Annotated in this window: 12 protein-coding genes; 7 read left to right on the top strand and 5 right to left on the bottom strand. The window is 67.0% G+C overall.

What is annotated here, in order from left to right:
• Nucleotides 1–64: 64 nt before the first annotated feature.
• The 5 genes from AX690_RS15940 to AX690_RS15920 all read right to left on the bottom strand — a co-directional run bounded on the left by AX690_RS15940 (nucleotide 65) and on the right by AX690_RS15920 (nucleotide 5,899).
• Complete coding sequence (locus tag AX690_RS15940; protein ID WP_066684059.1) at nucleotides 65–1,315, bottom strand: RhtX/FptX family siderophore transporter; 1,251 nt, start codon at nucleotides 1,313–1,315, stop codon at nucleotides 65–67.
• The gene (locus AX690_RS15935; protein WP_066684058.1) at nucleotides 1,312–2,349 is read right to left on the bottom strand and encodes a PepSY domain-containing protein; all 1,038 of its coding nucleotides are present in this window, start codon (nucleotides 2,347–2,349) and stop codon (nucleotides 1,312–1,314) included. The genes AX690_RS15940 and AX690_RS15935 overlap by 4 nt, the downstream gene beginning before the upstream one ends.
• Entirely contained in the window at nucleotides 2,346–2,753 is a 408-nt protein-coding gene (locus AX690_RS23405) for a hypothetical protein (RefSeq protein ID WP_066684056.1), read from the bottom strand. Before AX690_RS23405 ends, AX690_RS15935 begins: the two co-directional genes overlap by 4 nt.
• Before the next feature lie 3 nt (nucleotides 2,754–2,756).
• Nucleotides 2,757–4,913: a TonB-dependent siderophore receptor gene (locus AX690_RS15925; protein WP_066684054.1), complete on the bottom strand. Its 2,157-nt coding sequence runs from the start codon at nucleotides 4,911–4,913 to the stop codon at nucleotides 2,757–2,759.
• Between the two features lie 86 nt (nucleotides 4,914–4,999).
• On the bottom strand, nucleotides 5,000–5,899 hold the full coding sequence (locus AX690_RS15920; RefSeq protein ID WP_066684053.1) for a helix-turn-helix domain-containing protein: 900 nt from the start codon (nucleotides 5,897–5,899) through the stop codon (nucleotides 5,000–5,002).
• Nucleotides 5,900–6,064: 165 nt separating this feature from the next.
• Between AX690_RS15920 and AX690_RS23000 the strand changes: the two genes are divergently transcribed.
• From AX690_RS23000 to AX690_RS15890, 7 genes are all read left to right on the top strand, one after another.
• Entirely contained in the window at nucleotides 6,065–6,211 is a 147-nt protein-coding gene (locus AX690_RS23000) for a hypothetical protein (protein ID WP_156449699.1), read from the top strand.
• 273 nt (nucleotides 6,212–6,484) lie between these two features.
• Nucleotides 6,485–8,695: a TonB-dependent siderophore receptor gene (locus AX690_RS15915; RefSeq protein ID WP_156449698.1), complete on the top strand. Its 2,211-nt coding sequence runs from the start codon at nucleotides 6,485–6,487 to the stop codon at nucleotides 8,693–8,695.
• An 11-nt stretch (nucleotides 8,696–8,706) separates the two neighbouring features.
• Complete coding sequence (locus tag AX690_RS15910) at nucleotides 8,707–9,054, top strand: hypothetical protein (protein ID WP_197426883.1); 348 nt, start codon at nucleotides 8,707–8,709, stop codon at nucleotides 9,052–9,054.
• On the top strand, nucleotides 9,051–10,637 hold the full coding sequence (locus tag AX690_RS15905; protein WP_066684048.1) for a PepSY domain-containing protein: 1,587 nt from the start codon (nucleotides 9,051–9,053) through the stop codon (nucleotides 10,635–10,637). The genes AX690_RS15910 and AX690_RS15905 overlap by 4 nt, the downstream gene beginning before the upstream one ends.
• Nucleotides 10,634–10,981: a DUF3325 domain-containing protein gene (locus tag AX690_RS15900; protein ID WP_066684047.1), complete on the top strand. Its 348-nt coding sequence runs from the start codon at nucleotides 10,634–10,636 to the stop codon at nucleotides 10,979–10,981. The genes AX690_RS15905 and AX690_RS15900 overlap by 4 nt, the downstream gene beginning before the upstream one ends.
• 561 nt (nucleotides 10,982–11,542) lie before the next feature.
• On the top strand, nucleotides 11,543–13,939 hold the full coding sequence (locus AX690_RS15895) for a TonB-dependent siderophore receptor (protein ID WP_066684045.1): 2,397 nt from the start codon (nucleotides 11,543–11,545) through the stop codon (nucleotides 13,937–13,939).
• Between the two features lie 61 nt (nucleotides 13,940–14,000).
• Nucleotides 14,001–15,305, top strand: coding sequence for a CynX/NimT family MFS transporter (locus AX690_RS15890; RefSeq protein WP_066684077.1), 1,305 nt, complete (start codon nucleotides 14,001–14,003; stop codon nucleotides 15,303–15,305).
• Nucleotides 15,306–15,384 lie beyond the last annotated feature (79 nt).

Here is a 15,384-nt window from a genome sequence, read left to right as displayed (position 1 = left end):
TGCATGAGCCGCTTCGTTGAAGGTGTTGATCGCCGACAGCCGACGCTGCTTCCCGGTGGCGCGCCTAGAGCTCCGAGGCTTGGGAGGCTGAGCCGGGGGCGGCTTTGCGTAGCGATGTCGCGACCAAAGCGACACAGACGATCGCAGCAAGGATGATCCCGAAGCCGAAGGTCGGGGCGAAGCCGAGGGCGGCGGCCAAGGCCGTGGCCGCCGCGCTGGTCGCCATTTCGCCGGCGTCGCGCGCGCTCTGCACGACGGTCATGTCCGTCCCGGCCTGGCCCGCGTTCGCCGCAAAGCCCATAGCCAGCGTCATGGCCGCGACGGAAGCCGCGCCGCCTCCGAACGAGCCGAGAAGCACCGCAAGGGCGGGCCACGCGCCTTGAAGCGGCAGGATGTTCGCCGCCATCAACGTCCACCCCAGGGCGCTCAGGCCGGAACTGGCCACGCCGATCGGCAGGACGGTCCGAACGCCAAAGCGACCCGTCAGCCAGCCGCCGCCACCACAACCCAGCACGATCGTTACCATGCCGCCCGCCATGCCAAGGCGCCCCACCGACTCCAGCGGCCAGCCGCGATCGACGAGAAAGAGCTTGGAGGCGCCGAAGGCGGCGCTGGCGGTCATCGCCGTGGCCAAGCCGATCGCCAGCACGCCGAGCGCGCCTGGACGGGCCAGGAAGCGCCGCAGGCTGGCGCGGGGCTTAGCCGCCGTCCCCGTCTCGACGGCCGCGGGCTCGCGCCAGATGGCGGCCAGGATCAAGGCCGTCACGGCGACGGCGGCCATGGCCAACAGCGCGGTCCGTTGGCCTACCAGCCCGGTCAGTATCAGGCATCCCGATCCGCCAACGAAAAACCCGACCATCGTGCCGGCGACTTGTATGGTGTTGGCGTGGACCAGCATCAGGCCTTCGAGCTGCTCGGCGGCCAAGCCGTCGGTGGCGGTGTCCTGGGTGGCGCTGGCCAGGGCCGCGATGCCCAGCAGGGCGATCGCCGGGCCGGCGGTCGTGGTCGAGACGCCCAGCATCGCGGCCGCCACGAGGCAGAGGGCCACGATCGCCTGCATCGGCAAGATCCAGCTGCGCCGCTTTCCACAGCGCCGCGACCAGTGATTGTCGACCAGCGGCCCCCACAGGAATTTGACGATCCACGGCACGCCGACCAGCGGCAGTAGGCTGAGGGACACCAGCGACGCGCCGTCTCGCAACAGCAGAGCCGGCAGCGCCTCCATCGCCACGCCCAGCGGGATGCCCTGGGTGAGGTAGAGCCCGCCCAGAATGATGAGCAGTCGACAGGACTGGGAGGCGGGGCGGGGCGTCATGACGAAGCTTTCATGGAGGAGAACAGGCGACGGCGCAGCCAGAGCCACGGGCCGGTGAAGGTAAGGACGAGGGTCGCTATGGCCGCGAGGCCGTAAAGGACTACGGTCGCGGCGCTGCCCCACAGGCCCGTGTGCAAAGCCTTGGCCGCGATCATGATCGTCGTGATCGGCGGCGCGGGGGGGCCAGGACGCCGGACGCCGGTGCAGCCGTCGAACGTCAGGCTGGACGACTTGGCCCAGGGCGGGGCGCGACGGTCCAGGATCATGACCGTCGTCGGCCGCCCGCCCGCGCCCGGCATGACGCCCTGAATCTCGCCGCCGGGCCGGGCGGCCAGGGCTTGCTCGAGCATCGGCGCGATGGGCGCGGGCGCGCAGGCGAGTGGCGGAGCCGGGCGCGAGTCCCGCCCACCGCCGCCGCCGCCTTTCATGGTCAGCAACAGGAAGCCAGACGTCGACCACAGGAGCACGAACGCTAGGGCCGCGAGGCCGGTCCAGTGGTGAAGCGTCCGGATGCGCAGCGGGCCCCGCAGCGGAGACTGGGTCAGGATCCGCCAGCGTCGGCGCATGATGGTAAAGCCCGAGACGGCCAGCATCACGAGGCCGATCGCCGTGGCGAGAATGACCAGGCGGCCGGCTTGGGCGAGCGCCAGGCTGTTGTGGATCGACAGCAGGATCTCCTGGAGGCTGGAGCCTGACGGACGGATTCGCAGCACACGGCCATGCGATGGATCGAACTCGGCGACCAGGGTGCGTCCGTCAGGGATGCGCAATCGCACGCCCCAAGCGTGGCGCGCGTCGGGACCCGGCAGGACGAGACCGACCTTGGCGCCGGGCGCCTCGGCCTTGGCGCTGGCCAGGGCGCGATCGAACGCCGCCAGATCGGTGACCGGATGCGGCAGGGAGGCGGTGGCGCCCAGGCCCGCGCCCCGGCAGACGAGCAGCGCCAGACCGGTGATCGCCAGGACCAGGAACGGTGCGACCAGGGCAAGACCGATCCAGCGATGGACGCTCCAGAGAAGGGCGCGCAGGGTCACGCGTCGGGAGCCTTGGCGTAGGGGCGCATCCGCGTGCCGCCGGCGGGCGTGATGAACATCAGGATCGACGGTTCGCGAAGCAGCAGGCGATGCCAGGCGCCGCGCGCCACGACACAGCTTTGGCCGCCACTTAGCGCGATGCGCTGTTCGCCTTCCGGCGCGTCGAGCACCAGGTCGATGGCCCCCTCGACCAGGTGCAGCAGCTCATCGCCCTCCGGGTGCATCTCCCAGACCTGGGGGTGCAGGTCCTCGCCGCGCCGCGGTTGGCTGAAGCCGACCACGCGCTCGCCCTGCGCGGTGTTGATGGCCCGCCAGCTCTCGGCTGACCGCGGCAGGATCTCGACCAGACCGCCGGCGGTGAGCCGCAAGAGGCTGGCGAGAGGATCGAAAGCCGTGGCGCGCATGGGCTAGAACCGCGCCCGCAGCGAGGCGACGACACTGCGCGGCTCGCCGTACCAGTTGTTCCAGCTCGTTCCGCCGATGCTGGCGAAGTAGCGCTTGCCGGTCAGGTTGTTGACGTTGACGCCCAGATCGATCCGAGGCGTCAGGGCGTAGTCGACGCGCATATTGGCGACCGCGTAGCTGGTCTGGGTCATGCGGATCGCGCCCTGCAGCGCATAGAAGCTGCTCTGCCAGTTGACGCCGCCGCCGACGCCAAGACGACCCGCCAGGATCGGCGGGCGGTAGTGCGACCAGACCTTCACCATGTGGCGGGGCGTGAAGGTCGAGAAGGGCTGGCCTTCGTTGGCGCTGGCCGCGCCGCTGGCGACGCGGTCGCGCAGGTACTGGGTGTCGACGAAGGTGTAGCCGGCCTGGAGCGTCCAGTCGGCGGTCAGGCGGCCGTCGATCTGGGCGTCGAAGCCTTTGCTCTCGACCTTGCCTGAAGCGATGTAGGCGCAGGTCGCGCCGGTGACGCAGGGATGGTCCGGGTCGAGCTGGGCGCGATTGCTCTGGCGAATGCGGAAGGCGGCCAGCGAGGCGTTCAGCCTGCCGCCGAACCACTCGCCCTTCACCCCGCCCTCGAGATTGCCGCCGATCATCGGGTCGATGACCTTGCCTTCGAAGGTGAGGTTGCTCTGCGGGGTGAAGATCGAAGCATAGCTGGCGTAAAGGCTGAACGGTCCGCCGGCCCGCCAGACCAGGCCGCCATAGGGCGTGACCTCACCCTTGACCCGGTAGTTGCCCGTTGGGGTCAGAGGACCGCCGACGATGGCGCGGCGCTCGGTGGTGGTCTCCCACCAGCTGACCCGGGCGCCGCCTATCGCCGTCAGGCGGTCGGTGAGTTTCAGGCGCAGGACGCCATAGCCGCCGTACTGCCTGGTGTGGGTGTTCTGGTCGCCGGCATAGTTCATGGTCGCCGGCTCCGCAGAGATCACCGGGATCCGGGCGAAGACGTCGACCGCTTGGCCCAGGCCCGGGAGGCTGTAGGAGGTCTGGTCGGTGCGGCCGTCCCAGTAGTTGGCGCCGATCAGGATCTGATGGCGGCGGCCCAGCAGATCGAAGCCGCCAGCCAGATAGGCGTCCAGGTCGGTTTCCTTGTTGTCGAAGTCGTAGGCGCCGCCATAGAGGATCGGCCCCTTGCCGGTCGCCCGGTTCACCGCGCCAAAGGCGCTGGCGTACTTCAGCTGGCTGTCGCCATCGATGTGGCTGACGGCGGCCTTGAACTCCCAGTCCTGGCCGAACTGGTGCTTCAGCTCGACGAAGGCCTGGGTGTTGCGCCAGTCCCGCAACGACCAGGGCGCGCCAAGATAGCGCGAGCGCGGGATCGCCAGAGCCCCGCCGTCGCTGTAGCGCGGCGCGCCCATCGAGGTGGCGTCGTCGTCGACATCCTGCCACTTCAGGGTCGCGGCGATCACCGTGCGCGGCGCCAGGTTCCACTCCACGGTGCCATAGGCGAGGTATTTCCGCCGGTGGCCGCCGTCATAGAAGTAGTCGCGGTCCTCGGCGACGCTGACCAGGCGCGCGCGCAGGTCCCCGGACGCGGTCAGGGGCGCGCTGACATCGCCCTCGGCCCGGAAGTTGGCCCAGGAGCCGCCGCTGACCAGCATCTGGCCCTCCAGCATGCGCGATGGCCGCTTGCGCACGAGATTGATCGTGCCCGAAGGGCTGCCCGCGCCCTGAAGCAGGCCGCTGGCGCCGCGCAGGAGCTCGACGCTCTGGTAGATCGCCATGTCCTCGGTATTGACCGCCTCGTTCCAGCCCGAGGTTGGAATGCCATCGAAGTTCAGGGTGTCGATGACGAAGCCGCGGGCGTAGTAGGCCGTCCGCAACCGAGTGCCGGGCTGGACTGTCACCCCGGGTGCGTTGACCATCACGTCGTCCAGCGTCACCAGGTTTTGCTCGTCGAGGCGCGTGCGGTCGATGATGGTGATGGTCTGCGGCGTTTCCGAAAGCTTCAGTGGCAGCTTGGTGGCCAGCCCCGCACCGGTGTCGAACGCTGCGGTGACCACGACCTGCTCGACATCGGTCTCCTGAGCGTGGACGACGCCGGCGCAGAGGCCCGCGCCAGCGAGCGCGAGGAAAGATGCGCTCCGGAGAAAGCGAAGGCGGGTGAGCGTGATCATGGAAGAACCTTAATGCGAATAACTTGCAACAAGCGTTCTCTAGGACGCTTCACCGCCAAGGTTCTTCCGATCGCCGGAGCGGATTTTCAGATTTTCGAACTGCGTCGGGGATCGCGCCCGATCAGGGTGCGAGGCGTAAGACCGAAGCGGTGCTGAAAAACGGTCGTGAAGTGGGGAAGGGTGTAGCCGACGCCGTCGGCCGCATCGGTGACGCTGCAGCCGCTCTCGAGCAGGCGGCGACCCTCCTGGAGGCGCACCTCCCGCAGGTATTCGGCGACGCTCATCCCGAAGAGGCGGCGAAAGCCTGCGGTCAGCTTGCGGACATTGAGCCCGGCCTGGCGCGCCAGGCGATCCAGGGTCGGCGCCTCGCGATAGTGCTCGGCCAGCCAGGCGCGCATCTCGTGCAGGCGGCGCGTCTCCGCCGGTGAGGCCAGAGGCGCGTCGTTTGCGGGATGGTCCGGCAGGAACCGGTCCAGCGCCAGAGCCGCCAGCTCGAAACCCGTGCCGATGGCGTGGAGCTGGGCGGCCGGACCGCTGTAAGGCGAATGCAGCACACGCTCGGCCATGGCGGTCATGGCGCTGGGCGCTTCCTCCGAGATCATCGTCACCCTCGGAGCGCGGCAAGCGCGGTCGAGGTCGAACTCCATCTGGTCGGCCAGCAGGTCAGCCGACAGATGCAAAGTGAGGAACCTGAGCTCCACGCCGGCCGAGAACAAGTGATCCAAGCGCCAGCCGTGGCGGCTGGCGAACAGGCTGACCGACGGACCCTGCATGGCGCGCAAGGCTTGGCCTTCCACCTCAAGGTCGAACTTGCCTTCCAGCAGGATTGCCAGCTTCAATCCGGCTTCGAGGTCCTCGTGGGCCTGCTGGTTCGCCGTGAGGTCCAGGCGCCCCGCGGCGATCCGCAGGCCGTCGATCCGTGAGGTGATCAGAGCGGGCGAAGGCGCGTCCGGTCGTCGGTCTTTATGGGCCGTTGAAGCCGTCATGCAGGTGCGCCATAATTGAGAATGGTTCTCAATTATGGCGCTGAGCCGCCACGATCTCAAGAGCAGGTTGGCGTTCAAGCAAGCGAGCCGGCTCGCGGCGGCGGTCCTCACCGAGGTGACGGCCTGGCAAAAGCGACATCGGCCCATACGACAGCTGGCGCCAAGTTGATCACGCTTCGGTTCGCCTACGCCCTGGGCGCCAAGGCCGCCGCCGGCCATTCGGCCTATCCGGGCCTGCGCGTCCAGCGCGTCGTTTCCCCATCCAGCAAGGTCTGCGCCAAGCACCAACGGCCCCATCGGCCCCAGCAGTAGCGTCCCGTGCAGATCGACCCAGCCACTGGGTGGGGCTGGCGCGGTCCCTTCCTCCGAGGGGGGCTCTGAGGCGCGTCAGCACCGCCTTGCGGGCCCTGTCGCTAGACGCGACAGGACCCGCAACCGCTCGTGCGGACGGGGAAAACCGGACCGTCACATGTCCGTCGTACTACCCATATAAAAGCAATTAAGAATCATTTGCATATAATTCGAAACGCTTTTAGGACCGCCCCAGACCGTGATCGCACGGTCGCTATAATCGGGGTGTTGAACGTGTTTTCCTCCAAGCGTGGGCGTGCGCCCGTCTCCGCCATCCTACTGTCGCTGCTGGCCACCACTATGCTGAGCGGCCTAGCCTATGCCGCGGATGAGGAGACCAGCCCGGACAACACCTCCGTCAGCGGCGTGACCATCAAGGCCGCCAAGCAGACGTACAGCGCCGCCTCCAGCCAGGGCGCGACCAAGCTGCCGCTGTCGCTCCGGGAAACGCCGCAGTCGGTGACGGTCGTCACGCGCCAGCGGATGGACGACTTCGGCCTGAACTCGATCGCCAACGTGCTGGAGCAGACCACCGGCATCACGGTCGAGGAACTGGACAGCAGCCGGGTGAACTTCACTTCGCGCGGCTTCACCATCGCCAACTTCCAGCTGGATGGCGTGCCGACGACCTATTCCTCCGGTTCCAGCGTGATGTCCGACACCGTCGTCTACGACCGGGTCGAGGTGATGCGCGGGGCCACCGGCCTGGTCACCGGCTCAGGCGATCCCTCGGCGACGGTGAACCTAGTGCGCAAGCGCCCCACCCGGACGTTCAGCGCCTCGGCGGGCCTGACCGGCGGCAGCTGGAACCTGAAGCGCGCCGACATCGACATTTCCGGTCCACTGCTGGCCGACGGTCGCGTGCGCGGTCGGGTCGTCGGCCTGGCTCAGGAGCGCGATTCCTATCTCGATTTCTTCCACGAGAAGAAGAAGGCCGCCTATGGCGTGGTCGAAGCCGACGTGACGTCCACCACCGTGGCCCGGGTCGGCTACGACTACCAGAAGGTCACGCCCCGGGGCACGACCTGGGGCACCGCGCCGCTCTACTATCGCGACGGGACCCCGACCGACCTGCCGCGCTCCTACAACGTCGCGGCCAAGTGGAGCACCTGGGACCGCAATACCGCTAACTTTTTCGCGACCGTGGAACAGCGCTTGCCGGGCGACTGGCGGCTGACCGCATCGGTGAATCGCCGCACCACCAACTCGACGGCCAAGCTCTTCTACGGTTATGGCGGCTATCCCAGCCGCGTCGACGGCTCGGGTCTGACAGTGGCCGACTACTACAACGTCTACCAGGAGAAGGAGACGGGCTTCGACGTTTCGGCCGTGGGGCCGTTCATCCTGTTCGGCCGCAAGCACGAACTGGTCTTCGGCACCAATGGCTACGATCGCGACGGCGAGACGCTGAACGACAAGATCGACGCCGCCAACCGCCCCTACAGCCTGACCATCCCGAACTTCCGCACCTGGACGGGCGACATCCCCGAGCCGGTCCTGCTGAAATACGGCACGCGCGCTTCGGTGGCCCGCACCGACGAGACCGGGGTCTACGGCGCCGTGCGCCTAAACCCGACCGACAGCCTCAAGATCATCGTCGGCGCGCGCAAGTCGAACTGGGAAACCAGAACCGACCGCTACAGCTTGACGGGCGTCTACACCAACACAACGGGCGCCTATAAGGTCGACCGGCTGACGCCCTATGTCGGCGCGGTCTGGGACCTGACCAGCCAGATCTCGGCCTATGCCAGCTATTCGGACCTCTTCAAGCCGCAGAACTACAAGGACAAGGCCAACGAGCTGCTCGATCCGGTCGTCGGCTCCAACTACGAGGGCGGCCTGAAGGGTGAGTTCCTCGACAAGAAGCTCTACGGCGCGGTGTCGGTCTTCTACGTCAAGCAGGACAACCTGGCGGAGCTGGATCCCACGGTGCCCGACGGCTTCCTGCTGCCCGACGGCAGCAGCGCCTATCGCGGCGTCAGCGGCGCCGTCACCCGCGGCTTCGAGGCCGAGGTCACCGGCCAGATCACCGACGCCTGGCGGATCGTGGGCGGCTACACCTACGCCTATACCGAGAACGCCAAGGGCCTGCGGATCTCGACCCTGGATCCGCGCAACATCGCCCGGATCTATACGACCTACACCCTGGGCGGTGGTCCGCTGGCGGGCCTTACGGTCGGCGGCGGGATCAACTGGCAGAGCGGCATCTACACGACCGCCACCATCCCGACCTCAACCGCGACTACCAAGTCGACGACCGTCCGGCAGAGCGCCTATGCGCTAGCCAACCTGATGGCGCGCTACCGGATCAGCGAGCAGCTTAGCGTCTCGGCCAATGTCGATAACCTGTTCGACAAGAACTACTATCGGCGGGTCGGCTTCTATAACGGCGGCTATTTCGGCGAGCCCCGCCGGGTGAGTGTCGCCCTGCGCGCCAACTTCTAGGCGCGGCGGCGATGAACAAGGTCGTCATCACGCCCCAAGCTGGCGCGCCGCGCCAGCCTGGCAAGCCGCCGGTCACCTGGCGTCGCCGGCTCGACGTGGGATCGCGGATCGTGGCGGGCCTGGTGATGGGTTATGTCGTCGCCGCCCTCGCGGCGGCCGTGCTCGCGCGGCTGTTGCCGATGTCGAAGGTCGAGGCCACGACGACCGGCATGCTGGCCTCGTTCGCCGTCTACGCCGGGGCGGCCATCTGGGCGTTCGGCGATCCCAAAGCGTGGCGCGTGTGGGCGGGCCTCCTGGCGGCCAGCGCTCTCATGGCCGGCGCCCTGTGGCTGTCCATCGCCCTGGGAGGCCAGGCATGAACGGAGCGTTCCGCCAGTCCATGTCCTGGCTGCACACCTGGACCGGCCTGCTGTTCGGCTGGATCCTGCTGGCCATGTTCCTGACCGGGACGGCCAGCTACTTCCGGCCCGAGATCACCCGCTGGATGCAGCCGGAGACGGGCAAGCCGGCCAGCGTCTCCACGGCCGTCGCGGGGGCGGAGGCCTATCTGCGCAAGGTCGCCCCCAACGCCCGTAGCTGGTCGATCAGCGTGCCGGACGCGCGGCAGTCCACCGTGCTGGTCTCCTGGCGACCGCAGCCCAAGCCCGGCGAGGCCGATAAGCCGCGACGGCGCGGCGGACGGCTGGGCGAGCAGGCCGTGCTCGACGCCGGCAGCGGACAGATCGTGAAGCCACGGGAGACGAGGGGCGGGGAGTTCTTCTATCGCGTCCATTTCCAGATGCACTACATGCCGGTGATACTCGGTCGCTGGGTGGCCGGGCTGTGCGCCATGTTCATGCTGGTGGCGATCGTCTCGGGGGTCATCACCCACAAGCGTATCTTCAAGGACATCTTCACCTTCCGCCCGAAGAAGGCCGCTCAGCGCGCCTGGCTGGACGCTCATAACCTGACGGCGGTCCTGGCCCTGCCGTTCCACGCCATGATCACCTACACGGGGCTGGTGACGCTGATGAGCCTCTACATGCCGTGGGGGATGGTCGCCAACTACGGCAGTACCGAAGCCTATTTCGACGCGGTCTTCCCTCGCGCCGAGGCGGTCCGCCGGCAGGGGCCTGCGCCGCTGATCCCGCTAGGTCCGGTGATGGTCAAGGCGTCGGAGGTCTGGGGTGGGGGGCGTCCCTGGATCGTATCGGTGACCAACCCGGGCGACAGGAGCGCGCGCATCGAGGTCACCCGTCACTCCGGCGACCAGCTATCGAACCTGGGCGGCAGCCTGACCTTCGACGGCGTCACCGGCAGGCTGCTGACAAGGGAGCCGGATATGGGCCCTGGCCGCCGGACTGCAGCGGTAATGTATGGCCTGCACATGGGCCGCTACGCCGATCCCTTGCTGCGCTGGCTTTACTTCTCCTGCGGCCTGGCCGGCAGCGCCATGGTCGCAACGGGCCTCATCCTCTGGACAGCGGCGCGGCGCCAGAAGCTGCCCGATCCGGACAAACCTTACTTCGGGTTCAGGCTGGTCGAACGCCTGAACATCGGCACGGTCGCCGGCGTGCCGGCCGGCATGGCCGCGGTGCTGTGGGCCAACCGGCTGTTGCCGCTTGACCTCGCCGAGCGCGCGGCTTGGGAAGTGCATGGCTTCTTCATCGCCTGGGGCCTGTTCATCGCTTGGGCGGTGGTCCGACCGGCCCGCAAGGCGTGGGTGGAAACCCTGGCGGCGGCCGCGTTCCTAGTCGCGGCCCTGCCCGTGGTCAGCGCACTCACCAGCCGGCGCAACCTTGTCCGTAGCCTGGCGGACGGCGATTGGGCGATGGCGGCGTTCGATGTGACCTTGGTGGCGTTAGGCGCGACGCTGGCGTTCTGCGCGCTGAAGGCCAAGCGTTACAAGCCAGCGGTGAAGCCCAAGCGCAAGGCTGTCCAGCCCATGGAGGTCGCGGCGTGATCCACCTGGCTGTTCTCCTGCTGGCCTATGCCGGCTTCGTCGCTCTCTGCGCCTCGATGGCCAAGCACCAGGTTGAGACGCTGGGCCGGACGCTGATGCTGCGCGAGCAGCGGCTGTTGCGCGCTGCGGGCTGGGCGGGTCTTGCTGCGGCCTATGGCTGCGCGGTCGTCGCGGTCGGATGGCGCTTCGGCTCGGTCCTCTGGGTCGCTGCGATCATGGTCGCCGGTTTGGCGCTGACGCTAAACATGCCCTACCGCCCGCGCGGGGCGGCAAGGGCCGGCGGCGTCGCCGCGCTGACGGCGGTCGGCCTCCTGCTCTTAGTCAAAGTGCTTGTTCTTGCTTGAGTTGGCCATCGCCGCCGAGCGCGGAACGCCCGCTGTCTGGATGGGGGCAAGGTCTGCAATTGGCGCAGACCCGAACCTCGAAAATCGAAGGTGTCCATCGGGAAGGCCATCTCCGCCCCAAATCCTGAAGCTTGGGACGCTTCTTGCCCTTATCTCGCCGCGGCGTACGAACGGGGGCAATATCGTAGAAATAGTTCTCACGCATATCCAACAGTTGGCGCCAACTACGCTGGAGCGCGACGGAATGCGCCAGCGCCGCCGGCACCATTAACAATTTCCTGCTACGGACGCCCCGTCTTCGGATTGTGAGGGGCGGCGACCTTGCTCTGGTGGTGGACGCCTTTGAGGCGCGTCTGGTTCGCTCTGAAGCAAATTTCAGAGCCATCCCGCTGATTTCGAAGTCGCCAACGGCTCAAGATGCATGCGGCGCGGACATTTTGAGTGAAATGTCTGACAGCCCGCCTCGTCGGCGCGCCTGACCGGCCGATGATGGCTTCGAGGCGTCGACCTTGGGGATAACCGCCGCAGGCGGTGGGCGCGACAGCCTCGCATGAGGACCGCATGTCGAATTACCGGCTTTTGATGGCGGGCTGTTCCGCCCTTGTTTTGCTGGCGCACGCGCAAATCGCTTTCGCCGACGAGACCGCGACGCCGTCCGACACCGTCGACGAAATCGTGGTCAAGGCGCGCGACAAGGCGGGCCTGCTGGAGAAGCAGCCCAGCAACACCGTCTTCGGCATCGATAAGCCTCTGCTTGAGACGCCGCGCTCTGCCAGCTTCGTCAGCGACGTGACCCTCCAACGATACGGCATCGAGACGATCGACGGCCTGACCGCCGTCTCGCCGGGCACCTATACGGCCAGCTTCTATGGCGTGCCGGGCGCTCTGAACATTCGCGGCACCCTGGCCGAGAACTACTTCCGCGGCTTCAAGCGGATCGAGAACCGGGGCACCTATTCGACGCCGATCGGCGCGGCTGAGCAGATCCAGATCGTGCGGGGGCCGCCCACGCCGATCTACGGCTCGGGCAAGGTGGGCGGCATGCTCAATTTCATCCCGAAGTCGGGCAAGAACGAGGGCGGCTATCTGACCGAGCCCACCGGCGAGGTGACGCTGACCTATGGCTCGTACAACAAGAAAAACGCCACAGCCCAACTGGGTCTGCCGGCGAATTTCGGCGCCGTCACGGGTGGGGTCCATCTGTATGGCGAGGTCGAGGACTCCCATAGTTTCTACAAGGGGATCTATCCGCGCCGTCAGACCGGCGAGCTCTCGGCCGATTTCGACCTGGGCGCCGGCTGGACGACCGCCTTCGGGGGCATGCTCTACCACTCCAAGGGCGACGTGCAGACGCCGGGCTGGAACCGCCTGACCCAGGCCCTGATCGACAGCCAGACCTATATCACCGGGCGCGACACCTCGCTGAAGGACAGCGACGGCAACGGCCGCCTGACGCCGAACGAGATCGGCTTCTATCCCTACGCCAGCGCCATGTACCTGGCCTATTACGGCTTTCCGAGCAGCGACGCCCTGCACACGTTGGATGTCGGCGTGGGGACGACCAAGCTCAGCCCGCGCCAAGTCTATATCAGCGGCGCAGACTTCTCGAAGACCCGCACCAACACCCTCTACTACGACCTCGCCAAGGAGCTGACGCCGAGCAGCGCCATCAAGCTTCAGCTGTTCTATGACGACCAGGAGAACAAGCGCTTTGTGTCGTATGGCTATCCGGCCTGGTTCGACAGCTCGGTCTGGGAGGCGCGGCTCACCTACAACTTCGCCTACGACCTTGGAATCATCACCTCGAAGTCGTTCGTCGGCGCATCCTATCGCAGCTTCGACGGCCGCCGCCGTGAAAGCTACAACAGCGGCCTGATCGCGCTGGATCGCCGCGATATCGCGTTCGGAGCGACCCCGACCGACATCATCGGCAACCCCTTCAACGCCAACGACGGCGTGAAGTGGGAGAACGACAACAAGAGCGACTGGAAGCAGCGTGGCGTCTTCTTCACCACCGACATCATGGTGGGCGAGCGCCTGAACCTGATGCTGGGCGGCCGCTATGACGACTATGACGTCAAGTCGAACGACACCGGCTTCCTCAGCTACACCGTCGCTGGCCAGCAGAAGGCGGGCAAGGGGCAGGGGACCTACACCGCCAGCCTGACCTATAAGACGCCGGTCGGCATGATGCCCTACATCAGCTACGCCAAGGCTTCAGCCCTGGAGATGAGCCAGGCGGGCGACATTGCGCCAGGGCTTGTCGCGAATGGCGCCTGGTTGTCGGACAGCGATCTGGCCGAAGCAGGCGTGAAGTTTCAGCTCCTCAAGGGCACGCTGGTCGGGTCGCTGGCGGGCTATCGCCAGAACCGCACCCAGCTTCTCAACGGACCGCCGATCAGCATCCAGGGCACCCGCGCCAAGGGCGTCGAGCTGGAGGTCCGCTGGCTGGCCAGCGAGCATCTGAGCTTCACCTTCTCGGGCAACACCCAGCACACGACCGTCAAGGGGCCCGACACCTCGTTCCAGTACATCCCGGCCTACACCGCCGGTGTCTCGGGGCAACAGGGCTATGGCGGGACCTATGTGGTCTGGGCCTTCAACAGCCTCCCGGGCCGCGCCGGCGACTACGACTACACTCTGATCCCGAAGTCGGTGGTCAGCCTTTACGGCGCCTATACGAGCGACGATCATGATTGGGGCAAGGTCGGCGGCGCCTTGGGCGTCACGCACGTCACCAAGACCTCGGGCACTGTCCAGAGCGCCGTGACCTACCCGGCCTACTGGGTGGCCAGCGGCAGCGTCTATTACGAATACGGTCCGTACACGGCCACGCTCAACGTCGATAACCTGTTCGACAAGCTCTACTTCACGCCCGACGCTGACAGCTACGCCAACCTCGGCGCGCTGCCCAGCAAGGGCCGCGAGTGGCGCGTGACCCTGTCTCGAAAGTTCTAGTTCCTCGCGCGGCGCGCCCCGCGAGGGACGCGCCGCGAGCTTACACGGAGGCTCGATGGCGATGTCGACGATCCAATGGCGCTCCTGGACCCTCCTGGGCGCGTTGTCCCTTCTGCTCTTCCTGATCACGGCGTCGACCTTCTCGTCTCTCGGCGTGATCTTGCCGGCCATGATCAAGGACCAGCACTGGAGCTTCGCCTCGGCTTTTCTGGGCTTTACCCTGCTTGGCGCGTTCTGTGGCGGCTCGTCATGGCTGCCGGCGCTGCTGATCCGCAAGATCGGCGTGCGGGCCACGATCATCGCCGGCTCGGCCGTCATGATCACCGGGTTCCTTTGCCTGACCTTGGCGCGGGGACTGCCAGTCTATCTGACCGGTACGGCGCTGCTGGGCATCGGCTACCAGATGATGGCGTTGATCCCTGGCACTCACCTGCTGTCCATGCTGTTCAAGAAGCGCGCCCTGCCGTTCGGGGTCTATTTCACGATTGGTTCGCTCGGCGGTGTCGTCGGTCCCTGGATGGCTTTGGTCGGCATGGAGATGGCCGGCGGCGCCTGGCGGCCGTATTGGGCCTGGCAGGCTGCCGCGTCGGCGGTCGTCGGCGGTCTGGCCGCGGCTCTGGTCGGCGGTAAGGCTTGGCTGGAGCGTGCGGCGGTCGAAACCGACAAGGCCGTGGCCGAGGAGGCGGCTTCCCAGCCGGTCACCGCGCGCGTCTACCGCACTCAGGTCGACTGGACCGTGAGGGAGGCGATCCGCACGCCCCAATTCTATGTGATCGTCGCGGCCTATTTCGCGCACCTGCTCGGCGGCGTCACGGCGGTCAGCCTCGCGCCAAGCCATTTCGGCGAGATGGGGGTGGCTTCCACTGTCGCGGTGGCTGCGCTGAGCCTTGAGTCGCTGATGCAGGTCGCCGCGCGCATGAGTGGCGGCCTCCTGGGGGATCGCATCGACCCGCGCTGGCTGCTGGCCGGCGCGCAAGGAATGATGGCCGTCGGCCTGCTGGCGCTTGCTGGCGCCACGACATGGCCGATGATGGTGATCTTCGCGCTTGGGGTTGGGGTCGGCTTCGGCATGACCGTACTGGCCGTCAGCATCCTGCTGCTGAACTACTATGGCCGTCGGAACAATCTCGAGCTCTTCTCGATGGTTTGCCTGGTCGGCGCGGTGTCGGCGCTCGGTCCGGTCATCGGCGGTTTCATGCGGGATCGCCTCGGCGGCTTCGCGCCGACCTTCCAAGTATTCGCCGCCGTGATCGGCGTGATCTTCGTGGCCGCGCTGTTCATGCGCCCGCCGCGCAAGAGCGTCGAAGAGACCACGGTCGCGCCCGTTCCGGCTCCCGCGCCGGTCCTGCTGCGCGACGCCGCATAGACTTTCAGCGATCAGGAGAGAAGCCATGTTCCACCGTCCGTCGCAGCACAAGCAGTTTGGGGTTTTCCTGCCGGTCGCC

Origin of the sequence: Caulobacter sp. CCH9-E1 (genome assembly GCF_001556515.1) — a bacterium.
Lineage (GTDB): Bacteria > Pseudomonadota > Alphaproteobacteria > Caulobacterales > Caulobacteraceae > Caulobacter.
Note: the sequence above shows the minus strand (reverse complement) of the source record. Positions and strands in the feature narration are given on the sequence as shown.